We start from the raw sequence: 23,498 nt of genomic DNA, 5'->3' as shown, positions 1-23,498 counted from the left end.
CTACGGCGCCGGCGGCGCGCCGGCCGGCGCGGCCTATCCTGCCGGTTATCCCTCCGGCTATCCCGCCGCCTATCCGCAGCAAGGGGTTCCGCAGGCGTCCTATCCGCAGTCCGGTTATCCCCAGGACGGCTACCCGCAGCCGGCCTGGGCGCAGGACGGCGAGCCGCAGCAAGGCTACGTGCAGCAGGGCTACCCGCAGCAAGGCTATCCCCAGCAGGGCGGCTACCCGCAGCCGCAGCCGGGTTATGCGCAGCAGCCGTATCCGCAGGCCGGCTACCAGCAGGCCGCGCCCGCCGCGGGCGGCTATGACGCCTATGGCGTGCGCTATGGCCAGGTCGAGTCGATCGAGATGGTGCAGGGGCAAGCGCCGGACGGCGGCGTGGCCGGCGCGCTGATCGGCGGCGTGGTCGGCGGCCTGCTGGGCCACCAGGTCGGCGGCGGGCGCGGCAACACGGTGGCCACCATCGGCGGCGCGGTGGCCGGCGCGGTGGCCGGCAACGAAGTCGAGAAGCGCGCCAATACCGCGCCGCCGGCCTACCGCATCCGCGTGCGCACCACCGACAACGGCTATCTCACGCTGACCCAGTCGACGCCGTACAACCTGCGCAACGGCGACCGGGTCAAGGTGCAGAACGGCGTGGCGATGCCGTACTGACGGCGTGATGGCGGGATGGCGGTTCAGGCGCCGAACAGGCCCGCGTAGTCCTCGCGCAACTGGCGCTTGAGCAGCTTGCCCGCCGTGTTGCGCGGCAGGTCGGCGACGAACACGATGCGCTTGGGCACCTTGAACGGCGCCAGCGCCGCGCGCGCGTGGGCGAGCAGCGCTTCTTCCCGCGCGCCGTCGCCGCCATCGTCCTGCCGCGCGCGCGCATCGCGCCGGAGCACCACGCAGGCCGCCACCGCCTCCACCCACTTCGGATGCGGTAGCGCGAACACCGCCACCTCCGCCACCGCCTCGTGCTGGTACAGGCATTCCTCGACCTCGCGGCTCGACACCAGCACGCCGCCGGAGTTGATCACGTCCTTGATGCGGTCGACCACGTACAGGTAGCCGGCCTCGTCCATGTAGCCCAGGTCGCCCGAGTGGAACCAGCCGCCGCCGAAGGCTTCCGCGCTCTGTTCCGGCTTGTCCCAGTACCCGGTCAGCAACTGCGGCGAGCGGTGCACGATCTCGCCCAGCTCGCCCGGGCGCGCGTCCCGCATGGACTCGTCGACGATGCGGGTCTCCACGTTGAGCACCGGCCGGCCCGCCGATGCCGGCCGTTCGCGGTGCTCCTCCGGCCCCAGCACCGTGGCCAGCGGCCCGATCTCGCTCTGCCCGTAGCAGTTGAACAGGCGCAGTGCCGGCAGCCGCTCGCGCAGTTCCTGCAGCACCGGCAGCGGCATGATCGACGCGCCGTAATAGGCCTTGGTCAGGCTGCCGAGCTCGCGCGGATCGAAATCCGCATGCCGCAGCAGCGAGATCCACACCGTGGGCGGCGCGAAGAAGCTGGTGATGCCGGCCTCGCGCACGGTGCGCAGGCAGAAGCCCGGCTCGGGGCTTTGCGCCAGCAGGCAGGTGCCGCCCATCAGCAGCAGCGGCATCAGGAACACATGCATCTGCGCCGAGTGGTAGAGCGGCAGCGCCGCCAGCGAATAGTCCTCGGCGCGGATGTCGCAGTTGGCGATGGCGCTCATGTACTCGGCCAGCAAGGCGCGGTGCGTGAGCACCGCGCCCTTGGGCGCCGAGGTGGTGCCCGAGGTGTAGAGGATCTGCGCCGGCATGGCCTCGTCCAGCGTGGCCAGGATCTCGCCGCCCGGGCCTGCGGCGGCGGCCAGCACGTCGCGCGGGCCGCCGCCGTGCAGGCTGCCCAGCACGCGGCACGGCAGGCCCGCCACCAGCGGCGCCAGCGACGGGTCGGCAAACAGCGCGCTGGCGCCGGACTGGCCGACGACGTACTCCACCTCGCCGCGCGTCATCGAGAAATTCACCGGCACGTGGACCAGCCCGGCGCGCAGGCAGCCCAGCCACAGCAGCACGTAGGCATCGGAATTCTTGCCGAACGCCGCCACGCGGTCGCCCGGGCGCAGGCCCCAGCGCAGCAGCGCGGCGCCCACGGCGGCCGCGGCCGCCTCCAGCTCGCGGTAGCTCCAGTTGCGCTCGCCGAAGCGCAGCGCGGTCTTGGCCGGACTGCGCCGCACCGCGCGGGCGAGGGCATCGGGGATGGTGTTGCGCAGGACGCGCTGCTGCTCTGACTGCATGGTGGTCTCCGTTGTGTTTTTCCAGGGTCCAGCAAGTCTTGAGCCGCTGCCGCGACGGACATCTCCCGGCGCCGGTGGCATGGACGGGGCGCGGGGAACGGCGGCGTTGGCGAACGTCGGCCAGCATACGGGCGGCGCGGATTCGGCGCAAGGCGCCCCGGCGGGGGAGGTTTGGGGGAAGGATGGCCCGCGCCGGAGGGACGGCGTGGCGCGGGCGGGCGCGCGGCCGCAGGCCGCGGCGGGGATTACAGCACGCCGGCCAGGAAGGTCAGCGTGCGGCCATGCGCGAGCACGGCGGAGGGCTGGTGGTAGGAGCCGCGCGCCCAGCAGTTGAAGCCGTGATCGGCCTGCGGGTAGACGTGGATCTCCGCGCGCGGGTTGCCGGCTACGGCGGCGCGCACGCTGGCGACGGCTTCGGCCGGGATATGCGCGTCGAGCGCGCCGTAGTGGAACTGCACCGGCACCTTGATGCTGGCCGCTTCCTGCAGGTTGTTCTGGATGCCGCCGCCGTAGTACGGCACGGCCGCGTCGACCAGCCCGCGCGCTGCGCTCAGGTAGGCCAGCAGGCCGCCGAAACAGTAGCCCACCACGGCGATCTTGCCGCCCGCGCCGATCTGCGCGCGCAGGGCTTCGGCGGTGGCGGCGATGTCCTTGAGCGCCAGTTCGACGTCGACCTTCTGGCGCAGCTCCAGCGCGCGCTTCATGTCGTCGCCGGCATAGCCCAGCTCCACGCGCGGCGCGTCGCGCCAGAACACGTCGGGGGCCAGCACCACGTAGCCGTCGGCCGCGTACTGGTCCGCCACGGCGCGGATATGTTCATTGACACCGAAGATCTCCTGCACCAGCACGATCCCGGGGGCGCCGGCGGTCTTGCCGGCCGGCGGCAGCGCCAGGTAGGCATCGAAGGCGCCGCCTTCGGTTTCGACGCGGATCCATTGGCTATTGTTCGGCATTGGGGCTTGCTCCATCGTTAGTGAGACAAAAACTGGCGAGACGAAAACACAGCGGCCAGGCTAGCGCGGCGATGCGGCGCCGCCGTGACACGGGCGCCGCGGGCCGCCGCGCGCGGCAAACCGCAAGTGTGCCACTTCCGCGCTTTTCGGGTGCGGCGCGCCTTCAGTCTTCAGTCCGCCAGGTGCGCGCCCGGCAGGAATTCGATGCCGGTGCGGCGCACCAGTTCGCCGTAGGAAATCGGCTTGCCCGGGCGCGCCTCGTCGGTGTTCTCGATCCAGTGCGCCCAGGCGCGGTTGGCCGCCGGGTCGTAGACCAGCTTGTAGAGGTATTTCGGCACCCAGACGTTGTCGCTGCCGATGGTCTGCACCCGGCCCTCGAAGACCGGGCCGGAGATCACGTAGACGTCGCCGCCGGCGCGCAGCGCGTACCTGCGCGTGGCCTTCTCGATCGAGGCCCACGCGCGGCGGTTGTTCTGCGGCGCCTGCGGGACCATGTTGGCGAGCGAGAAGCTCTGCGCCATCGCCTGCGCGGTCGGCTGGTTGGCCGCCGGCGAGAGGTGGCCGCGGTCATAGCCGCTGCCCTTGTAGTCGTCGAGCTCGGCGCGCTCGGCGCGCGGCAGGCGCGCGTCGGCGAAGAAGCGGTCGGTGCGCGGCTCGTCGCGGGCGTCGGCCAGCTGGCTGCGCGACAGGCGCTCGGCCACGTACAGCGGGGTCTTGCTGCGGCCCGAGTGGAGCACCGCGAAGGCGTCGTAGCAAAGCGCGCGCGTCCTGGCCAGCGGGTCGTCCCGCAGCCTCGGCGCGGCCTGCTGCGCGAAGAACTGCGGGCATTGCGAGAAAGCGGCCGTGCCTGCTGCGGGCGGCGCGCTCTGCGGGTTGATGCCGCGGGACTTGGCCGTGGCGGGCGGTGCTAGTGCCGCCGCCGTGGCGAGGAACAGGGCCGTCAGTGCGATTGCCGCGGCCTTTTTCGTTGCCGGTGATGCTGATGCTGTCTTCATTCTGCGTGTGGAAATACGGGGCAGCCCGCGCAAGGCGGCCGCGCGGGCGCGATGGCAGGCCGCGCGGCACCCGGGCATCGGACCTGCCGGGCCGGCCCGGGCCGCGGGCGTCGCGCATTCTGCCAGAGTGCGGCCTGCCCGGCCCGCTTTTATAATCGCCGTTTCGTGTCGCGCGCGCGCCATCGCCGCGCGCACGCGCACATACAAGGACAAGGCGCCCACACCCATGCTCAACCGGCTGGAAATGCTGAGGATCTTCTGCGCGGCGGCGGAGTCGGCCTCGTTCAAGGCAGCTGCGGCGCGGCTCGGCACGTCGCCGCAGACCGTGACGCGCGCCATCCAGGACCTCGAGGAGGCGGTCGGCGAGCCGCTGTTCCACCGCAACACGCGCCAGATCCGCATCACCGCGGCGGGCGAGCGGCTGGCCGAGCGCGCCCGCGCGGCGCTGCTCGACGTGGACAGCCTGTTCGCGCATCCGGCCAGCCGCTCCGACAGCGAGCTCAAGGGCGTGGTGCGCATCACCGCGCCCAGCACGCTGGGCCGCCAGCACCTGCTGGCCGCGCTGCGGCCGCTGGCGCTGGCCCATCCCGGCATCACGCTCGACATCCGCCTGTCCGACCAGCTGGCGGACGTGGTCGACGACGAGATCGACATCGGCCTGCGCCTGGGCATGTTCCGCGACCAGCGCCTGGTGGCGCGCATGACCGCGCGGGTGGCCTTCCACGTGGTGGGCACGCCCGAGCTGGTGGCGCGCGTGGGCAAGCCGGCCAGCCTGGCCGACCTCGCGGCGCTGCCCGCCACCGGCCTGATCGACCGCAGCACCGGGCGCGCGTGGCCCTGGTACTTCGCCCAGGGCGAGCAGTTCACGCCGCGCTCGCCGGCCTTCCTGACCGACGACCCCGAGACCGAGATGGAGGCGATCCTCGCCGGCCTGGCCTACGGGCAACTGCCGGACTACCTCGCGCAGCCGCACCTGCGCTCGGGCCGGCTGGTCAGCGTGCTGGAGCGCCACGCGCCGGCGCCGTGGGGTCTGTACATCTACCGCTCGCGGCGCAGCCCGGTGCCGATGCGCATCCGGCTGGTGTTCGACGCGCTGGTCGCCTACTTCGGCAACATGGCGGCGGCCGAGTCCTGATCCGTATCGACGGGTGTGCCGGGTATTCCATATCCCGGAATACTGAAATCAGAATATTTCCATTTTTATGGATGGTCGCGGCCGACATAATGGCTTCGTGGCGGGCCGGGGAGCCCGCATCCAACGGAGCAGGAAATGAGCAAAGGTATCGAAGGCAAGGTCGTCGTCATCACGGGCGCCAGCAGCGGGCTGGGCGAGGCTACCGCGCATCACCTGGCCGCGGCCGGTGCGCTCCTGGTGCTGGCCGCGCGCCGCGGCGACCGCCTCGAAGCGCTGGCGGCGCAGATCCGCGCCGGGGGCGGCCGCGCCGAGACCGTGGTGGCCGACGTCAGCCGCCGCGCCGACGTGGAGGCGGTGGTGCAAAAGGCCGTGGCCAGCTTCGGCCGCGTCGACGTGATGGTCAACAACGCCGGCCTGATGGCGATCGCGCCGCTGAGCGAAGGCAAGGTCGACGAGTGGGAGCGCATGATCGACATCAACGTCAAGGGCGTGCTGTACGGCATTGCCGCGGCGCTGCCGGTGTTCCAGAAGCAGGGCGCGGGGCATTTCATCAACATCGCCTCGGTGGCCGGCGTGAAGGTGTTCAGCCCGGGCGGCACCGTGTACAGCGGCACCAAGTTCGCGGTGCGCGCGATTTCCGAGGGCCTGCGCCATGAAGTGGGCGGCGCCATCCGCACCACGGTGATCTCGCCGGGCGCGGTGGACTCGGAGCTCAAGCTCGGCAGCAGCCATGCGCAAAGCGCGCAGACCGTGAACGAGTTCTACCAGCAGGCGATTCCCGCGGACTCCGTGGCGCGCGCGATCGCCTACGCGATCGAGCAGCCGGCGGACGTGGACATCAACGAGATCGTGCTGCGCCCGACCGTGCAGGAGTTCTGAGATTTCGCAGCAGTTGCCGCGCGCCGCGTCAGGCGACGCGCGGCGTCAGGCGACGCGCGGCGTCAGGCGACGCGCGGCGTCTTGCGGGCCCGCACGCCGGACGGGCGCACCTGCTGCAGCGTGCGCAGGCTCAGGATGGCATCCTCGATGGCTTCGATGCCCTGGGTGAGGCGCTCGCGCGCCTGGCCCAGCGCGGTCTGCGTTTCGGCGTCGAAGATGGCCAGGTGATCGAGCGAATCGAGTTCCGCCTGCAATTGTCCGACCAGGCGTCTTAACTGCGCGGTGCTGTGTGATGCGGTAGAGCGTATTGCCATTGCGGTCTCCGAAAAGGCAGGGCGCACACTCGTAAGGTAGAACGTATGTGGCGGAAAGGACAAACACTTTCGCCGCCGCCAGCGGCCGTTTCGCCGGTTCGGCAACACCGGGCAACACCGGGCGGCAAAGTGGCAGCCGCATGCGGCATATGCCGCCGGCGCCTCCCGGCCGGGTGTCGCGCGATGCAGTCCGTCCGCATGCGCGGGCCATCGCGCCGCGCCCGCGCGATGCGGTGCCTGCCGCGTTGCCGCGCTTGGGCTTTGCCGGCGGGGCTGCCTATGATGAACAGGCGGGCCCGACGCGCCGCGCCAAGGAGGCAGACATGTCAAACCACACCTACAAGCTGGTCGAGATCGTGGGCTCCTCGCCGGATGGCTGCGACGCGGCCATCCGCAGCGCCATCGCGAAGGCCGGCGAGACCATCAAGCACATCGACTGGTTCGAAGTGGTGGAGACGCGCGGCCACATCGAGGATGGCGAGGTGGCGCACTACCAGGTCACGCTGAAGATCGGCTTTCGGGTGACCTGAACTGCCGCGCGGCGGCGTCCGCATGGCGGAACAGCCGGTTGAGCGCGGCGTCGGGCGCGTCGCGCAGGAAGTCGAGCATTTTCTCGACGAAGGGCGCGTTGGCGGTCCGCGGCACCTGGCGCACCCAGCGGATCGCCTCGCTGTCCTGGCCGCACAGCGCCAGCGCGCGCGCGTAGTTGAACTGGCCGCGGAAGTCGCCGGCCTCGGCCGAGCGGCGGTAGTAGTCCATCGCCGCCGCGGTGTCGCGCTCCACCTCCCAGCCGTCTTCATAGAAGCCACCCACGATGTTGAGCGACTTGGCATGCCCCATGTCGGCGGCGCGCCGGTACCACGCCAGCGCGTCGGCGCGGCTGGCGGCGATGCCGCGGCCAAGCACCAGCGCCGTGGCCAGGTTGTACATGCCCCAGTCCGAGCCGCGCTGCGCGGCCAGCGTGTACCACTGCGCCGCGGCGCGGTCGTCGCGCGCGGTGCCCCAGCCGTTCTCGTAGCAGCGCCCCGCCATGTTGGCGGCGCCGGCGTGCCCGGCGTGGGCGGCATGCTTGAACCAGGCGAAGGCGCGGGCCTCGTCGCGCGCCACGCCGTGGCCGGCCAGGAACCACTGGCCGAGGATCATCTGCGCGTCGAGGTCGCCCCGCACGGCCGCGCCGCCCAGCCAGGGCAGCGCGAGGTGCGCGGGCTCGCGCAGCTTGCCGGCCAGCCCGGCCGCGCCGAGCTGGTCCAGTTCGCCCGGTGAGGCGATGCGAAAAGGCAGTGTGTCCATGCGAGGAAAGAAGGAAAAACGGCACACCGCGCCCGTGGACAAGGTGTGCCGCGTTGGTTTGCCGCGGGTCCGCCGGCGGGCAGCCCGCGCCGCGCGCGCTCAGTAGCGCAGGTTGAGGCTCACGATGGCCGCGCGGCCCGGCGCGATCGATGCGTAGTGGCTGGCATAGGCCTGGTTGTAGTAGACCTTGTTGGTCAGGTTCAGCAGGTTCAGTTGCAGGCCGACGTTCTTGTTGAGGCGGTACGCCGCCATCGCGTCGAAGCGCCAGTACGACGGCACCCACTTGTTGGTCGCCTCGTTGCCCCAGATCTTCGACACGTAGTACGCGCCGCCGCCCACCGTGAAGTTGGGCAGGGCCTGGTAGGTCGTCCACGCGCTGAAGCTGTCCGCCGGGGTGTTGGGGAAGGACTGGCCGTCGGTGCTGCCGAAGGCGGCGCCCGAGCCGCCGTTCTTGCGCAGCTCGCTCTTCAGGTGGGTATAGCCGCCGAACACCGCCCACTTGTCGGTGACGTTGCCGGCGAAGCCCAGTTCCACGCCGTCCACGCGCTTGTTGCCGGCCATGATCGCGGTGCCGTCCTGCTGGACGATGCGGGCATTGGTGGTTTCCACGCGGAAGATGGCGGCGGTCAGTTGCAGGCGCTTGTTCAGCACGTCCCACTTGGTGCCGAGCTCGAACGCGCGGTTCTTTTCCGGCGCGAGCTGGTCGCCGCGGTTGCCGGCGCGGTCCGGGGCCAGCGCGCTGCCGTCGCTGCCCTGCGACAGGAACGAGCCGGCCGGCGTGGACGAGGTGCCGTACGAGAAATAGACGCTGCCGTTCTCCACCGGCTTGAACACCAGGCCGAGCTGGTAGTTGAACAGGTTGTCGTCGCGCGAGTACTCGGCGCGGCTGCCGTCGGCCGCGCGCGCGGCCTGGAAGTCCGCGCTGTAGTGGTCGAAGCGCACGCCGCCGTTGAACAGCCATTGCTTGGTCAGCTCGATCGAGTCGAAGGCGTAGACCGAGGTGGTGTTGGTCTTGGAGTTGCTCGGGTTGTTGTTGCGCGTGATCGCGCCGGTCCAGGGGTCGTTGGGGTTCGGGTTGAACAGCGTGGTGCAGTTGTAGCCGCCGGCGGCGCCCGGGCCGGCGGGGCAGCGGTTGTTGCCGGTGGCCACGGTGTAGCTGTCGTTCTCGCTCTTTTCCTGCGCGAACTCCACGCCGAACGCGTACTTGTGCTTGACCGTGCCGGTGGCGAATTCGCCGGACAGGTCGGTCTGGTTGGCGATGGTCCGCGCGGTGGCGATGCGCGTGTTGGTGCGGCGCCAGACCATGTCGTAGTAGATGTTGCCCTGGCTGTCGTCGGGCTGGGTCCAGATGTAGTCCTGCGTGGTGCGGGCGAAGCGCGTCTGGTTGCGGAACTTGAGCGCCGGGCTGAAATCGTGCTCGAAGCGCACCGTGCCCATGTCGGCCTTGTCCTTGCGGAAATCGCGGTCGAGCAGGCCGTAGAACGTGTTGCGCGGCACGTTCAGCGGCGAGCCGTCGCCGGCCGCGCGCGTGCGCTGGCGGCCGTCGGTGCGGCGGTTGAAGGCCGGGTTGTCGTAGGGGATGCCGGTGTCCGGGATGTCGTCGGACTGCATGTGGTAGTACGACAGCGTCAGGCGCGTGTCGGTACCCAGGCCGAACGCCAGCGACGGCGCGAAGCCCCAGCGGTTGGCGTGCGTGGCGTCGCGGCCGGGCACGTCGGCATCGTGGTACATCGCGTTCAGGCGGAACGCGGCGTGGTCGGCGAACTGCCAGTTGCCGTCGGCGGTGCCGCGCTTGTAGTCGGCATTGCCGAGGCTGACGTTGCCTTCGGCGAAGTTGCCCAGCTTGGGCGCCTTGCTGACGATGTTGATGCTGCCGCCGGCCGAGCCGCGGCCATCGTAGGCGCCGGCCGGGCCCTTGGTGACTTCCACCGACTCCACGTTGAACAATTCGCGGCTCTGCGAGCCGATGTCGCGGAAGCCGTCGAGGAAGGTGCTGGCCTGCGCGTCGTAGCCGCGGATGAACGGGCGGTCGCCGACCGGGTTGCCGCCCTCGCCGGCACCGAAGGCGATGCCGGGGACCGTGCGCAGCACTTCGCTGAGGCTGGTCGAGGCGGTGCTCTGGATCACTTCCTGCGGAATCACGGTGATCGACTTGGGCGTATCGAGCAGCGCCGCCGGCGTCTTGATCGAGGAGGCCGTGTCCGCCTTGAAGCCGCTGTCGGCGGTGCCCACCACCGTCACGTGCGGCAGCTCCACGCTGCCGGCCGTCTGCGCGGCGACGGGCGCGGCGGCCACGGCCATGCCCACGGCGCCCGACAGGCGCGGAATCTGGTGTCTTTTGTTCTTCCCGGCGGCAACAACAGTCTGCACGATTACCCCTGTTTTCTTAAATAATATTGAGAATGAGACAGATTATCATTTGACTCTTATATGTCCGTCAAGACATACAGGTGAACGACGTGTACACAAAACGTTACATGCGTGGAACAAAAGTGATTTTTTCGCCGTGTCTGGACGGGATGCACGGGGACGCCGGCAGCCGGGGAGCGGAAAAACAGGTCGGGACGGATGGGGAAGCCGGGATGGAGCGGGGAGGCGGGCGGCGCGGCGACGGGGACACGCCAGTGCCCGGGCATTCGCCGGGTCCGCGTGTTTTCCCGCCTTGCGGGAAGACGGCGGCAGCGCCGTGGCCGTCAGCCGCGGCGCTGCCGCCGGTTCAGGAGGATCTGCGCAAACCGCCGTCGAAACGGCGTTGTCCGCGCCATCACTCGAACTGGTAGGAGTAGGTCGCGTTCAGGCGCGGCGAGCGCCGCGCGGCATTGACCGGCTTGTCGCCGACCGGCTGGGCGACCGACAGGTCCAGCGAGTAGTAGCGCCGGTCGGAAAAGCGCAGGCCGATGGCCACCGAGGACAGCGTGCGGTGCACCAGCGACACGCTGTTCGAATACACGCGCGCCATGTCGAACCACACATAGGGCTGGATCGTCTTCAGGTAGGTCAGCCCCGGCGTGAACAGCCGGTTGATCTCCGCCGACGCGCCCCAGCCCTTGTCGCCCGCCACTTCGCCGGGCGGGTAGCCGAGGCCGAAGAAGCGCCCGCCGAAGCTGATCTGCTCGCTCGAGGCCAGGCGCTGCGCGCTGTACTGCCCGGCGGCCGACACCGCCACGCCGAAGCCCAGCGGCAGGTCGGTCGCCTGCGACGCGATCAGCCGCGTGCGCAGGAAGCTCAGGTCGTTGACGTTGTTCTCGCGCAGCGCGCCGAGCGCGTCGATGCCCTTGTAGACGCCGAGCGTGGCGCTGCGCGTCTGACCCTCCTGCCGCTGCACGTAGGACAGCTCCGCGCTGAGCACGCGCACGTGCGTGGTCAGCGCGATCTGGCGGTCGGTGCCGGCCTGCGTATAGCGCTCGAACTGGTCGTTGGCATAGACGCCGCCGGTGGCCGTGAGCGAATGCGCGTTGTTGAGGATGACCGGATAGCTCAGCGTGCCGCCCAGGCGCTTGGTGTCGTTCACGTAGCGCGAGTTGAAGCCGAGCTGCTCCAGCGTGCCGTTCTCGGGCACGCCGCGGTAGTGCGACGCGCTCAGCCGCGCGATCATGCCTTCGGTGCCGATCGGCTGGCCGTAGCTGGCCACGTAGTATTCCTCGTGGTCCGGCCCCTTCGGCACCAGCGCCGACACCGACAGCTGCTCGCCCAGCGGCGTGAGGCCGTTGGTGGTGGCGGTGACGACGCCGCGGATGCCGGGCGAGCGGTAATCGAGCGCGGTGCCGAACGTGAAGGGCTTGCGCTTGACGTCGAGCACCATCTCGCAGGCGCCGTCGGTGGTCTGCGGCGGCTGCACGGTGGCGGCCACCTGCACGCCCGGCTGCAGCGCCAGCACGTTGACGTAGTGCTCGAAGGTCTCGCGGCGCAGCGGCGTGTCCTCCTTGAGCTTGTCGGCGATGGCGCGCAGGCGGGCTTCGACCGGGCCCGCCTCGCCGCGCACCGTGACCGTGGCGACGTGCCCCTCCACCACGGTGACGATCACGTTGCCGTTCTCGAAGCTCTGCGCCGGCACGAAGGCGAAGGACAGCGGATAGCCGCGCTGCTGGTACATGTCGGTGACTTCCTTGGCCGTTTCCAGCAACTGCGCCACCGTGATCTCCTTGCCCGCCAGCGGCGAGAACTTCGCCGCGATCTCCGCGAACGGGATCGCCTTCACGCCTTCGATCTGGAAGCGCTGCGGCGTGAGCTTGCTCGACAGCAGGTTCTGCAGCGCCGAATCGGGCCGCTCCACCTGGACCGTGACCTTGCTCTCGGGCGGACGCGCCGGCGCGATGCTCGGCAGGGTCTGCGTGGGATCGCCCTGGACCGGGCTGCGCGGCTCGGCGCCGGCGCCGTGGCAGGCGGCGAGGCCGAGTGCCAAGGCGGCGGCGCGCAGGCGTGTGTGCGTCATGGTCTTACCCCTGGATTTTCCGTTAAACCTGCTTGCGGCTGTCACGCGCCGTGCCAATCGCGCCGGGGGGCCGCTATCCCCGGCGGTACCGCATGGCCATCGCGTTCTGTTGTGTCGGGCGGCTCGCGCCGCGCCCACTCTTGTATTTCGCATGCCGTTGCCTGTCAAGGCACGGCATGCGCTGCTGCGTGGCGGAGCGCGGGATCAGCGCTTGCCGCCGAGGTTGCCGAGGCCGCCGAGCAATCCGCCCACCAGGCCCGTCACCGGCGCGAGCGGCTTGCTGCCGCCCGCGCTGCCGGCACCGCTGGTGCCGCCGCTGCTCGCGCCGTTGCCGCCGGTCAGTCCCGCGACGAGGCCCGTTACCGGGGCCAGCGGATTGCCGCCGGCGCCAGCCGCGCTGCCTGCGTTGCCAGCTACGCCGGAGACCGCGCCCACCAGGCCGCTGACCAGGCCCGTGACGGGCGCGAGCGGATTGCCCGCGCCGCCGCCGGCCGCGCCGCCGAGATTGCCGAGGCCACCCGTAAGACCACTGGTGAGACCGCTGACCAGGCTGGTGACGGGCGCGAGCGGGTTGTTCGCGGCGCCGCCGGCACCACCACCGAGTCCGCCGAGACCGCCGGTAAGGCCGCCAACGAGGCCCGTGACCGGCGCGAGCGGGTTGCTCGTGCCGCTGCCGCCGCCAAGGCCGCCCGTGAGTCCGCCCAGCAGGCCGGTGATCGGTGCCAGCGGATTGCCGCCCGCGCTGCCGCTGGGGTTGTAGACCGCGCCGCCGAGGGCCGCCACCGTGGTGCCCGCGCCGGCCACGATGCCGCCGACGCCGGACACCACCGGCGTGTCGGTCTGCTTGACCGTGTTGCCGATCTGCGCGATGCCGCCGCCCAGCGTCGTCAGCAGGTTGTTTACCGGCGCGCCGAGGCCGGTGGCCGCGCCAAGCGTCTGCGTGGCGCTGGTGAGCTGCGAGGTCAGCGGTACGATCAGCTTGCTGACGCCGCCGGTGACTTGTTCGACCGGGCCCGTCGACAGCGCCTGGCCGAGCTTGCCGCCCACGCCGTTGACGGCGGTGCCGAGCTGCGACACCAGCGAGCCGACCGGCGTCGTCACCGCGCCCAGCGGCGCCAGCGGGCCGCTGCCCAGGCCGCTGACCAGCGCGCCCGCGTTGGTCACGGCGTTGCCCACCTGGCTCACCACGCCGCCGGTGCTGGCCACCGTGGTGCCGAGCGGGTTGGCGGCATTGGGCATGTTGCCCAGCCCGTCCTGCACGCCGGTGCCCAGCGTGCTCACCGCCGCGCCGAGCGAGCCGATCACGCCGCCCAGGCCATTCTTCGATTCGGTGGAGAGGATGGGCAGGTTGGTGTTCTTGATCTGCGTGCCGAGGTCGCTCACCACGTTGCCGGTGGTAGTCACCACGTTGCCGGCCTGGTTGACGATCTGGCTGGTCGGCGTCAGCGCGGCCGGCGTGGTGCCGCCGCCGTTGTTGCCACCGTTATTGCCACCATTGCTGCCGCCGCTGTCGCCCCCGTTGCTGCCCCCGTTATTGCCGGCGTTGTTTCCGCCGTTGCTGCCGCCGCCCGTGCCCGTACCTGCGCCGGTACCTGCGCCAGTGCCCGCGCCGGTGCCTGCGCCGCTGCCGGTGTCCATCGACGTCGTGCCGCCGCCGCTGGCGCAGCCGCCGAGTGCCAGAAGGGTGCCGAGCAGGGTGGTGACGATGATCTGTTGAGTACGCATGACCTTTTCCTTTTTTCCCGTCGTTTAAATCACGGTGCGCATTGGCGCGTCGTGTTGCACTCCTTTGCGCAAAGGGTGTGCCAGAGCGGGCCGGCATGCGCGCGCGGCACCTGCCGAAATCTCTCCAGCCCTTGCTACGCATGGGTTTCGGGAGGATGAGACATGGCCGGAAAAGGACCAGACATGGGCCCCGCGCGGGGTCTTTCCGCGTTACGCGTTACGTAACGCGGCGGCCCGCGCACGGAACAACGCCGGCCTGCGGACCCCCGCCGCGAGAACGAAGGAAAGCCGGCGCGCGGAACGTCGCGAGGGAACACGTTACGTAGCACGTAACACGCCGGCGGCAGCGAAGCACCGTGCCCCGGCGCGCGCCACGCGGCCCGGCGGCGGCGCGTCGGACCGCGTGCGGCAACGGTTTGCGGCGCGCCGCGCGGCTGCCCGGCGGCGCGTGTCCGGCGCGCGCCGGACGGATGGCACGCAGCTTGCGGTAATGACATCCGACAAGCACCGCGCACGGCGCAACGCCAGCGTCGCGGGCCCGGTCCCCGAGCCAACCACGAAAGCCGTTCGCAGAACAACCGCTAGCACAACCTTCCGCGAGGAAGACCAGGAGATCCCATGAAAGCGCAATCCGCCCCGATGTCGGCCGTGACCCTCGCCTGTGCTGCCGCACTCATGCTGCTGGCCGGCTGCTCCTCCGGCGGGTCCGGCAGCGGCGCCAGCCCCGCCACGCCGACCGCGCCCTCGACGCCGACCACGCCCACCACGCCCACCAGCGCTGACACGACGCCCACGGCGAAGGTCACGGAAGGCGTGGGCAACACGGTGATCGCCGCGGGCAATGCCGTGAGCGACATCGGCAAGCAGATCCAGAACACGCCGCTGCCGCTGGTGCCGGAAGCCACGCGCAACAGCCTCGGCGGCGTGGTGGTGAATGCCGGCGACACGGTCGGCGCGCTCGGCGCGGGCGTGCGCGACGGACTCGGCAAGATGGGCGCGGTGGCCGACCCGCTCGGCGTGACGGTGGCCAGCACCGGCAACGTGGTGCAGAAGGCGGGCGTCACGGTATCGAGCGCGGGCGATCTCGTCAGCAGCCTCGGCACCGGCCCGCTCGCGCCGCTGGGCGCCGTGACCACGCCGGTGGGCGGGCTGGTCAACCAGGTCGGCGGCGTGGTGACGATGGCCGGCGGCACGCTCGGCCAGGCACTGTCGACCGGCCCGGTGGCGCAGGTGACGGGCAGCGTGAGCAAGGCCATCGTGCCGCTGACCACGCAGCTCACCGACGCCACGCAGATGGCCGGCGGCGCCACCGGCCTGGGCGGCCCGCTCGGCAACCTGCTGGCCACGCTCGGCAACTCGGTGGCCAGCGGCGGCAGCCTGATCACCAATACGCACGCCCCGATCGTGTCCAGCCTCGGCGGCGTCGTGACCGAGGCCGGCAAGACCGTTGCCGCGGTCGGCGGGGTCGTGAACGGTCCCGGCTCAGGCAGCGCCGCCAGCCCGCTCGGCGGCCTGCTCAACCTGCCGGGCCTCGGCGGTGCCGCCGGTGGCAGTGGCGGCAGCAATCCGCTCGGCGGCCTGCTCGGCAACCTGCCGGTCGTCGGCGCGGTGGCCGGCGGCGCGGGTGGTTCGGGTGGCAGCGGCGCCGCTGCGGGCGCTCTCGCGCCAGTGACCGGCCTTCTCGCGCCCGTTACCGGATTGCTCGGTGGCTTGCGCAATACGGCAGCGGGCGCTGGCGGAAATGCCAGCGGCGCGCTGCCCGGATTGCCGAATCTGCTCGGTGGTCTGACTTCACACTGATAAAAGTTTTATTTAATTCTCTATTGATTTCGCCTTTATGGTGCGCAGTCGTCCTTACCCCGCGGCTGCGCATCCTTTTACACCGCTGCGCCGGATGGCTTCATCCGGATGGGTGTGGCATCCGGCGCAATTAGTGGTTTTGCTCTTTAAAAACGCACTGTTTTCAAACGGCCGTCAGCCATTAAGCTGAAACAAATATAACCCGAAGGGGGGGTATGGTTGATACATGGCTTTGAACTATAAATTCTCTCACCAGCGTTACTGCTCGATACTAGCCAGGCCAAAAGAGCCCGGCGGTGTCGGAGGGGTAAGCGGACGTTGGGTAACTAAACCTATACGGAGTGACATCATGAAAAAGGCTTTGGCGGGCTTCATCAGGGACGAACGGGGTGCTACTGCAATTGAGTACGGGTTGATTGTGGGGCTGGTCGCATTGGGGATCACCGTGGCTGCAAAGGGACTGGCTACCGATATTGGTACCTTCTTCCAGGCTATCGGCACGAAAATTACAACTATTCTCACCTGATCTAGGTGCTTACCCTTATTGCCGCACTATTCTGCGCGGCGATCATCTGGACCGATTTTGCTTATCGAAAAGTGCCCAATGCCGTGCTGATTGCCGCTATGGCGGCGGTCGGCCTGGCGTTCCCACTCGGCTTGATTCCGGAGCCGGGTCTCGCCTCTCGATTGCTCGGATTCACACTCGGCCTGCTAGTCATGCTGCCTTTCTATGTGCTCGGGCAGATGGGCGCGGGTGACGTCAAATTCTTCGCCGTGGCGGGTCTGCTGACCGGCCCGGTGGGGCTGGTGACGGTGTGGGTCGTGGGCAGCCTGCTGGCTTTCGTGCACGCCTTGCTGGTACGTGCGCGGGAGACGGTGGTCGTGAGGGTATGGGCAGACCATGTGGCGGGCTTGCTGCGGCGCTTGGCAGGCACCGCGCCATCGGTCTCGACAGGGCAGGCAAACGAGGTCAGGGGCATTCCATATGCCGCTTACCTCGCGGTCGGTTTGCTGGTCTGGATGATGCTCGGGAAGTAGGTGTCGCAGTCCGCGCCACCGGTTCGGCGCAAGAAGAACTAAAGCACAACCGGGTGAAGTATGTCATTGCGGGGAAATCACGCCGTGCGGACGCGCTCGTCCGGCGCGGCCGCGCTCGAATTCGCCATCGTATTGCCGATCTTGCTGGCAATGGTGATCGGCATCGTCTATTTCGGGGTCGTTCTGGCGATGCAGCAGGTGCTCACGCTTGCTGCCGAGGAAGGCGCGCGCGCGGCCCTGCGCTATCCCGCAGGGGCCACCGGCAATAACGCCGCGGCAACGCAGGCGTTGAGAGTGAGCGCGGCCTCGGCGACCGCCCTTGCCACCTTGCCGGCATCCATCCGGAATGCCGTTTCTTCCAGCAACGTTGCGCAGACTGTCGCCTGCGCGAACCCGGGCGGCTCGGTCTGCGTCAAGGTCACTCTGAACCTGCCTTCCGGCGCGATCCTGCCCGTCGTGCCGGGCGTGCCGATGCCCGCCACGCTCACCGGCAGCGCCACCGTGCAGCTTGCTCCCGACACATGAACACCAGACCGCCGAGGCCGCGGCCTGACGCGCCTGCCCGCATGCGGCGAGGCCGCGTGCCGCTCAACCGAAACAGAGAGTCCACATGACCAGCAAACAGATTCGCGTGCTCGCCATCGCGCTGCTCGTCCTCGCGCTGCTGCTGGCGCTGCTGGCGTGGCGCGTGGCGCGCACGCCGGCCAAGCCGGCGGCGCCGGTGGCCGCTGCCGCCGAGCTGCATGCCGTGGTGATCACCGTCAAGCCGATCGAAGCGGGCAAGCCGGTTCCCGCCGACGCGCTCAAGGTCGAGCAACTGCCGATCAACCCGACCGGCGCGTACACCGACGTGGCGCGCGTCGCCGGGCAGATCCCGCTGGTCGGCATCGGCGCCAACGTGCCCGTGCTCGAAAGCCAGTTGCTTGCCGGGCTGGCTTCGCAGGTGAAGGAAGGCGAGCGCGCGGTGGCCGTCGCCGTCGATGAGGTGATCGGCGTGGGCAACCAGGTGCAGCCCGGCGATTTCGTCGACGTGTTCGCCGTGTTCCGCCGCGACGGCCAGGAGATCGAAGGCAGCCAGGCGCGCCTGCTGCTGGCGCGCCTGCGCGTGCTGGCCTACGGCGCGGGCACCGTGATCGAGACCGCCAAGCCCGCCCCGGACCAGATGATGGTGCGCCGCGAGGGCGCCAAGACCGCCGTGCTGGCGGTGCCCGTGGCCGACGTCGGCAAGCTGGCGCTGGGGCAGCAGAGCGGACGCCTGCTGCTGGCGCTGCGCAATCCGGAAGACGGCAGCGTGCCGGCCGAGAACCTGCTTGCCGAGCCGGCGCCCGCGCTGCAGGCTCGGCTGCCGGCCGGCGCGCCGGCCGTGCTCACCGCGTCCGACCGGGCCGTGGCCGGGGTGGCGCTGGCAAGCCTGGCCGGCGTGGCCGGCCCCGCCCGGCGCGAGCAGGCCGCGTCCCGGCCGGCGCCGGCGGCCGCGTCCGCCGTGCCGGCGCCGCGGAGCCGCATGGCGAGCAGCGTGGCGCAGAACAGTGTCGAGGTGATCCGCGGCGGCAAGCGCGAGATCGAATGAAGCAAGGCCCCGCGGCCGTCCATGCGTGTCACGCTGGCGAGCCGCGGCGCTTTTCGGACAGTCATACTTTCTGGATAGCCGATTGATGAAATCCCTTCTTGCCGGCGCAGCCACCCTTGCCGTCTGCTGCGCCGTTTCCACCGCCTGGGCGCAGCAGGCGGAGAGTCCGCGGGAGCTGCGGCTCGTGGTCGGCAGCCAGCGGCAGCTGCAGCTGGCCCAGCCGCTGGAGCGCGTCGCCATCGGCAATCCGGCGGTGGCCGACGCCCTGCTGCTGAAGAACCGCGCCGGCGCCAACGGCGTGCTGGTGGTAGCCAAGAAGCCCGGCGCGACCGACCTGATGGTGTGGACGCGCGGCGAGCCGGCGCGGACCATCCATGTCCAGGTGGACGCCACCGAGGCCGAGGCCGATGGCGCCGGCGTGGCCGTGTCGGGCGCGGGCGCCGACATCAGCGGCCAGTCGCGCGATGCGCAGTCGGCCTGGCGCGCGCAGCAGCTGGCGCGCGCGGCCACCGCCGGCGCGGAAGGCAAGGGCAGCATGGTGGCAGACCGCTCGACCATTCCCGTCAGCGGCACCGTGCAGGTGGACGTGAAGGTGGTGGAGATCAGCAAGACGGTGCTCAAGGAGGTCGGCTTCAATTTCTATCGCAACAACGGCGGCTTCGCCTTCGGCACGTTCGCGCCGTCGTCGCTGAACAAGTTCACCTTCACGCCGGGCGCGAACGGCACCGGCTCGCTGAGCACGGACGTCAGCCTGCCGATCAGCAGCGCCTTCAACCTCGTCGCGGCGTCGTTCTCGCGCGGCATCTTCGCCAACCTGAGCCTGCTGGAAAGCAACGGCATGGCGCGCGTGCTGGCCGAGCCCAGCCTGGTGGCGCTGTCGGGCCAGAGCGCGAGCTTTCTCGCCGGCGGCGAGATTCCGATCCCGGTGCCGCAGGCGCTGGGCACCACCACGATCCAGTTCAAGCCGTTCGGCATCGGCCTGAGCGTGACGCCCACGATCCTGTCCAAGGACCGCATCGCGCTCAAGGTGGCGCCGGAAGCGAGCGATCTCGATCCCTCGCGCGGCGTCTCGATCAACGGCACGCTGGTGCCCGGCATCGTCACGCGCCGCGCCGACACCACGGTGGAGCTGGGCGACGGCGAGAGTTTCGTGATTGGCGGCCTGGTCAGCCGCAACACGGTCAGCAACGTCAGCAAGGTGCCGTTCCTCGGCGACCTGCCGATCATCGGCACCTTCTTCCGCAACCTGAATTTCAACCAGGAGGACCGCGAGCTGATGATCGTGGTCACGCCGCGCCTGGTGCGCCCCCTGGCCAAGGGCGCGGCGGCGGTGGCCGCGGTCACCGAGGACGGCCGCACCAGCGGCAACCCCAATGTGTGGGGCTGGTACGTGCTGGGCGAATACGTTGATCCCACCCTGCCGGGCTTCTCGAAATGAATCCCGGCGCGGCGGACGAAGGCACGGAGCGGCAGGCGCAGATGGGCTATTTCCTCTTCAACGCGGCGCAGCCCGAACCACGGCAATGGCTGTCGGCCGCGCTCTCCAGCCTGGGCCAGCTGGCGGTCGAGCCCGGCCCGCAGGACGTGTTCCTGGAACAGATCGCCACCATCAACCCGGGCATGGTGTTCCTGCATTTTTCGCGCGAGCAGGCGCTGGCCTCGGGCCGGCTCGCCGAGCAGGTGACGCGGCTCTATCCGGGGCTGCCGCTGGTGGCCGTGGGCAATGCCGGCGAGCCCGAGATCATGCTCGCGGCGCTGCGCGGCGGCGCCAAGGATTTCATCGACATGACCGCGCCGCCGGGCGGCGCGGTGGAGATCGTGCGCCGGCTGCTGACCGTGCGCGGCCAGGCTGAGCCCGCGCGGCGCGGCAAGGTGGTGGCGGTGCTGGGCGCGCGCGTGGGCGTGGGCGCGACCACGCTGGCGACCAACCTGGCCGCGGCGGTGCGCAAGCGCTGCCACGGCGAGGTGCTGCTGATGGACCTGGGCCTGCCGGCGCGCGATGGCTCGCTCTACATGAACATCAACCCCGGCTTTCATTTCGTCGAGGGCGTGCGCAACCTGCGCCGCTTCGACCAGGTCTTCGTGCAGACCGCGCTGGCGCGCCACGGCAACGGCGTGGTGGTGCTGCCGCTGCCGGCCACGCTGGCGGAGCTGCGCGACATCTCCTTCATGGAGGCGCTGGGCCTGCTCAACCGCCTGCGCGCGTTCTTCGACCTGCAGGTGGTGGACCTGGGTGGGTTCAGCAACATCGAGTTCATGGCGCACCTGGTCAAGGCCGCCGACACGGTGCTGCTGATGGTGGACCAGGGCGTGGGCGCCATCGTCTCGGCGGCCGAGCTGTTGCAGGAGCTGAAGAAGCGCGAGGTGGAACGGGAAGACCTGCACCTGCTGGTCTCGCGTTTCGACGCGCGCCTGGGCGTGGATGCGCAGCAGATCGCGCAACGGCTGGAGGCCACGTCGGTCGGCACCTTGCCCGACCGGCGCGAGCCGCTGGTGCTGGCGCTCAACCGTGGCGTGGTGCTGGCCGACGACAGCCCCGCCGATCCGTATGTCCGTGCCGTTGGCCAGCTGGTGGACAAGCTGGGATACCGTGCCGGCACCGCAAGCGAAGCCGGCTTGCTGGGCCGGGTAAAAGAAAAGCTGCCCGAAGCGCTGCGCGCCATGCGCGCGTTGCGCGCTGAGCGGGCTGGGAACTGACATGTCGCAAGCCATTGAATTCTCCGACAACGCCGCCGCGCCGTTTCCTGCATCGCAGGAATTCCAGAACATCAAGGAGGCGGCCCACGAGCACCTGCTCACCCGGATCGAGGAGCTCGGCGCGGAGTTCGGGCGCTGGTCGCGCACCGCGATCAACCGCTTCGTCGACCTGGAGCTGGAGAGCTTCACGCGGCTGCGCCGAATCCCGATCAACGAGGTCGAGCTGCACCAGATCGCCGAGGCGCTGACCAAGGAGCTGGCCGGCTTCGGCCCGATCGAGGACCTGCTCAACGATCCGGCGGTGGAGGACATCCTCGTCAACGGCCACCTCGACGTGTACGTGTCGCGCCACGGCGTGCTGGAGCGCATCCCGGTGCGCTTCGCCGACAACGGCCACCTGCTGCGCATCGTGCGCCGCATCCTCGCGCCGATCGGGCGCCGCCTGGACGAATCGAACCCGATGGTCGACGCGCGCCTGCCGGACGGCGGCCGCATCAACGTGGTGATCCCGCCGCTGGCGCTGGCCGGCCCGGTGGTGTCGATCCGCAAGTTCCGCAAGGACCCGCTCACGCCGGCGGACCTGCAGGCGCTCGGCACTATGAGCCCGGAGGTCAGCGAACTGCTCGAAGCCGCGGTCAAGGCGCGCTGCAACATCCTCGTCAGCGGCGGCACCAGCTCGGGCAAGACCTCGCTGCTCAACGCGCTGGCCACCTTCGTGCCCGACGGCGAGCGCGTGATCACCATCGAGGACACCGCCGAGCTGGCGCTGAACCACCCGCACGTGGTGCGCCTGGAGAGCCGCCCCGGCGGCTTCGAGGGCACCGGCGTGGTGTCGATCCGCGACCTGCTGCGCAACAGCCTGCGCATGCGGCCGGACCGCATCATCGTGGGCGAAGTGCGCGGCGGCGAAGTGCTGGAGATGCTGCAGGCCATGAGCACCGGCCACGACGGCTCGATGGGCACGATCCACTCCAGCAGCCCGCGCGAATGCCTGTACCGGCTCGAGATGCTGGCCGGCTTCGCCGGCTTCCAGGGCAGCGAGTCCAGCCTGCGCCGGCAGATCGCCAACGCCATCGACTTCATCGTGCAGATCGGCCGGCTCTCGAACGGCAAGCGGCGCATCCTCTCCGTCACCGAGGTGACGGGCCTGGGCGACAACATCATCTCCACGCAGGAGCTCTATCGCCACGAGCCCTATACCGGGCCCGACGGCATCGAGGTGGACCGCTGGCTGTCGCTGGGCATCCTGCCGCATTCGCCGAAGCTCGCGCGCATGCGCCCGGCGGCCGGCTTCGGCCTCGACGACCGCTTCGATGTCTAGCGCTGCCCTGGCCGTCGCCGCGGCCGCGCTCGTGGTGCTGGGCCTGGGCCTGCTGCTGCTGGCCAGCGCCCGCGCCCGCGCGCAGGACGAGAGCGCGCGCGCCTTCCTGCGCGCGCAGACCGAGCAGGTCAAGGCACGCTACGCGGCCGCGCCCGAGCCGCAGGCCGGCAAGAAGCGCAACGATCTCGGCCGGCGCTGGGAAGAACTGCTGCGCCGGGCCGACCTGGCGCCCACGCGGCGCGCCTACTCGCTGGCCGCCGCGCTGGTCGTCTGCGTGGCGCTGCTGGCCGCCGCCGCCGGCGGCGTGCTGGCGGCGCTGACGGCGCTGTTCCTGACGCTGCTGCTGATGTATTTCCTGCTGTGGAACCGGGCGCGCCGCGCCGGCCAGAAGCTGCGCCGGCAACTGCCGTCGTTCCTCGACGCGGTGGTGCGCATGATGAGCATCGGCAGCAGCGTGCCGGCCGCCTTCCAGACCGCCATCGGCAACACCGAGCCGCCGCTGCGGCAGTGCCTGGTGCAGGCCATCCACCTGCAGCGCGCCGGCAAGGAACTGGACCAGGCGGTTCTGCAGGTGGCGCGCGTCTATCGCGTGGACGAACTGATGCTGCTGTCGTCCGTGCTGCGCCTGGCCACGCGCTATGGCGGCCGCGCCGACATCGTGATGGAGCGCACCGCGGCCTTCATGCGCGACCGCGAGCAGGCCCAGCAGGAACTGTATGCGCTGTCCGCGGAGACGCGCCTGTCGGCGTGGGTGCTGGGGCTGTTGCCGCTGGTGGTGGGCGGGATGATGTTCGTGATGAACGCGGCCTACATCATGATGATGTGGCGCGATCCCGGCGGCAAGACGCTGCTGCTGGTTGCGCTGGCGCTCGAGGTGGTCGGGGCGGCCATGCTCTATCGCCTGGCCAGGTCGGTATAGGGGCGGCGCGCATGGACAGCATCACCCTGATCTCGCTGAGCCTGGGCCTTGCCGCGCTGGGCCTCGCCGCGCTCGCGCTGCCGCTGGTGAGCCAGTGGCGCCAGCGCCTGCGCGCCACGCGCACCATCGACGCGGCGCTCTCGCGCCAGGCCGCGGTGGCGGCGGCCGGCGCCGCGGCAGCGCCGCCCG

General features: G+C 70.2%; 21 protein-coding genes. 13 read left to right on the top strand and 8 right to left on the bottom strand.

The features are described from left to right. On the top strand, window positions 1-655 hold a 655-nt coding region (locus K206_RS0124285), incomplete at its 5' end, for a glycine zipper 2TM domain-containing protein (RefSeq protein WP_020204991.1). A 23-nt stretch (window positions 656-678) separates the two neighbouring features. Here the strand turns inward: K206_RS0124285 and K206_RS0124280 are convergent. The 3 genes from K206_RS0124280 to K206_RS0124270 all read right to left on the bottom strand — a co-directional run bounded on the left by K206_RS0124280 (window position 679) and on the right by K206_RS0124270 (window position 4,189). Further along, complete coding sequence (locus tag K206_RS0124280) at window positions 679-2,241, bottom strand: fatty acyl-CoA synthetase (RefSeq protein ID WP_020204990.1); 1,563 nt, start codon at window positions 2,239-2,241, stop codon at window positions 679-681. A 245-nt stretch (window positions 2,242-2,486) separates the two neighbouring features. Continuing rightward, window positions 2,487-3,194 (bottom strand): dienelactone hydrolase family protein, encoded by a 708-nt coding sequence (locus K206_RS0124275; RefSeq protein ID WP_020204989.1) that lies wholly within the window; start codon window positions 3,192-3,194, stop codon window positions 2,487-2,489. A 170-nt stretch (window positions 3,195-3,364) separates the two neighbouring features. Beyond that, complete coding sequence (locus tag K206_RS0124270; RefSeq protein ID WP_020204988.1) at window positions 3,365-4,189, bottom strand: DNA/RNA non-specific endonuclease; 825 nt, start codon at window positions 4,187-4,189, stop codon at window positions 3,365-3,367. Between the two features lie 226 nt (window positions 4,190-4,415). Here K206_RS0124270 and K206_RS0124265 point away from each other — a divergent pair, with 226 nt between their 5' ends. After that, window positions 4,416-5,324, top strand: coding sequence for a LysR family transcriptional regulator (locus K206_RS0124265; protein WP_020204987.1), 909 nt, complete (start codon window positions 4,416-4,418; stop codon window positions 5,322-5,324). A 135-nt stretch (window positions 5,325-5,459) separates the two neighbouring features. Continuing rightward, window positions 5,460-6,203: an SDR family oxidoreductase gene (locus K206_RS0124260; RefSeq protein WP_020204986.1), complete on the top strand. Its 744-nt coding sequence runs from the start codon at window positions 5,460-5,462 to the stop codon at window positions 6,201-6,203. 62 nt (window positions 6,204-6,265) lie between these two features. On the opposite strand, the gene K206_RS0124255 is transcribed toward K206_RS0124260, so the two are convergent. Next, window positions 6,266-6,517, bottom strand: a complete 252-nt coding sequence (locus K206_RS0124255) for a hypothetical protein (RefSeq protein WP_029044022.1) — start codon at window positions 6,515-6,517, stop codon at window positions 6,266-6,268. Between the two features lie 323 nt (window positions 6,518-6,840). Here K206_RS0124255 and K206_RS0124250 point away from each other — a divergent pair, with 323 nt between their 5' ends. Further along, complete coding sequence (locus K206_RS0124250) at window positions 6,841-7,047, top strand: dodecin (RefSeq protein WP_020204984.1); 207 nt, start codon at window positions 6,841-6,843, stop codon at window positions 7,045-7,047. Here K206_RS0124250 and K206_RS0124245 read toward each other — a convergent pair. The 4 genes from K206_RS0124245 to K206_RS0124230 all read right to left on the bottom strand — a co-directional run bounded on the left by K206_RS0124245 (window position 7,016) and on the right by K206_RS0124230 (window position 13,964). Further along, window positions 7,016-7,807: a tetratricopeptide repeat protein gene (locus K206_RS0124245; protein ID WP_020204983.1), complete on the bottom strand. Its 792-nt coding sequence runs from the start codon at window positions 7,805-7,807 to the stop codon at window positions 7,016-7,018. The two genes, K206_RS0124250 and K206_RS0124245, sit on opposite strands and share 32 nt — an antisense overlap. A gap of 99 nt (window positions 7,808-7,906) precedes the next feature. Beyond that, window positions 7,907-10,108, bottom strand: coding sequence for a TonB-dependent siderophore receptor (locus K206_RS0124240; protein WP_020204982.1), 2,202 nt, complete (start codon window positions 10,106-10,108; stop codon window positions 7,907-7,909). A gap of 463 nt (window positions 10,109-10,571) precedes the next feature. Beyond that, complete coding sequence (locus K206_RS0124235) at window positions 10,572-12,239, bottom strand: ShlB/FhaC/HecB family hemolysin secretion/activation protein (protein ID WP_020204981.1); 1,668 nt, start codon at window positions 12,237-12,239, stop codon at window positions 10,572-10,574. Window positions 12,240-12,443: 204 nt separating this feature from the next. Beyond that, complete coding sequence (locus tag K206_RS0124230; RefSeq protein ID WP_020204980.1) at window positions 12,444-13,964, bottom strand: collagen-like triple helix repeat-containing protein; 1,521 nt, start codon at window positions 13,962-13,964, stop codon at window positions 12,444-12,446. Window positions 13,965-14,582: 618 nt separating this feature from the next. Here K206_RS0124230 and K206_RS0124225 point away from each other — a divergent pair. From K206_RS0124225 to K206_RS0124185, 9 genes are all read left to right on the top strand, one after another. Next, complete coding sequence (locus K206_RS0124225; protein WP_043367050.1) at window positions 14,583-15,764, top strand: collagen-like triple helix repeat-containing protein; 1,182 nt, start codon at window positions 14,583-14,585, stop codon at window positions 15,762-15,764. 349 nt (window positions 15,765-16,113) lie between these two features. Further along, the gene (locus K206_RS0124220; protein ID WP_020204978.1) at window positions 16,114-16,290 is read left to right on the top strand and encodes a Flp family type IVb pilin; all 177 of its coding nucleotides are present in this window, start codon (window positions 16,114-16,116) and stop codon (window positions 16,288-16,290) included. A gap of 5 nt (window positions 16,291-16,295) precedes the next feature. Further along, window positions 16,296-16,802, top strand: coding sequence for a prepilin peptidase (locus K206_RS0124215; protein WP_029044020.1), 507 nt, complete (start codon window positions 16,296-16,298; stop codon window positions 16,800-16,802). 60 nt (window positions 16,803-16,862) lie between these two features. Continuing rightward, a complete protein-coding gene (locus tag K206_RS0124210) occupies window positions 16,863-17,327 on the top strand; it encodes a TadE/TadG family type IV pilus assembly protein (RefSeq protein ID WP_020204976.1) in 465 nt (154 codons plus the stop codon). Window positions 17,328-17,412: 85 nt separating this feature from the next. Next, the gene (gene cpaB / locus K206_RS0124205) at window positions 17,413-18,372 is read left to right on the top strand and encodes a Flp pilus assembly protein CpaB (protein WP_020204975.1); all 960 of its coding nucleotides are present in this window, start codon (window positions 17,413-17,415) and stop codon (window positions 18,370-18,372) included. An 85-nt stretch (window positions 18,373-18,457) separates the two neighbouring features. Next, window positions 18,458-19,810 carry a type II and III secretion system protein family protein gene (locus tag K206_RS0124200; RefSeq protein WP_081651494.1) on the top strand — a complete coding sequence of 451 codons (1,353 nt, stop codon included), beginning with the start codon at window positions 18,458-18,460 and terminating at the stop codon, window positions 19,808-19,810. 41 nt (window positions 19,811-19,851) lie between these two features. Further along, the gene (locus tag K206_RS0124195; protein ID WP_043367051.1) at window positions 19,852-21,069 is read left to right on the top strand and encodes a pilus assembly protein; all 1,218 of its coding nucleotides are present in this window, start codon (window positions 19,852-19,854) and stop codon (window positions 21,067-21,069) included. A 1-nt stretch (window position 21,070) separates the two neighbouring features. Continuing rightward, a complete protein-coding gene (locus K206_RS0124190; protein WP_020204972.1) occupies window positions 21,071-22,390 on the top strand; it encodes a CpaF family protein in 1,320 nt (439 codons plus the stop codon). Next, the gene (locus K206_RS0124185; protein ID WP_020204971.1) at window positions 22,383-23,309 is read left to right on the top strand and encodes a type II secretion system F family protein; all 927 of its coding nucleotides are present in this window, start codon (window positions 22,383-22,385) and stop codon (window positions 23,307-23,309) included. Before K206_RS0124190 ends, K206_RS0124185 begins: the two co-directional genes overlap by 8 nt. Window positions 23,310-23,498: the final 189 nt, after the last annotated feature.

Source organism: Cupriavidus sp. WS (assembly GCF_000395345.1).
GTDB classification, from domain to species: Bacteria; Pseudomonadota; Gammaproteobacteria; order Burkholderiales; family Burkholderiaceae; genus Cupriavidus; species Cupriavidus basilensis_B.
The sequence above is the reverse complement of the archived record's forward strand: the minus strand, read 5'-3'. Positions and strand labels throughout refer to the sequence as shown.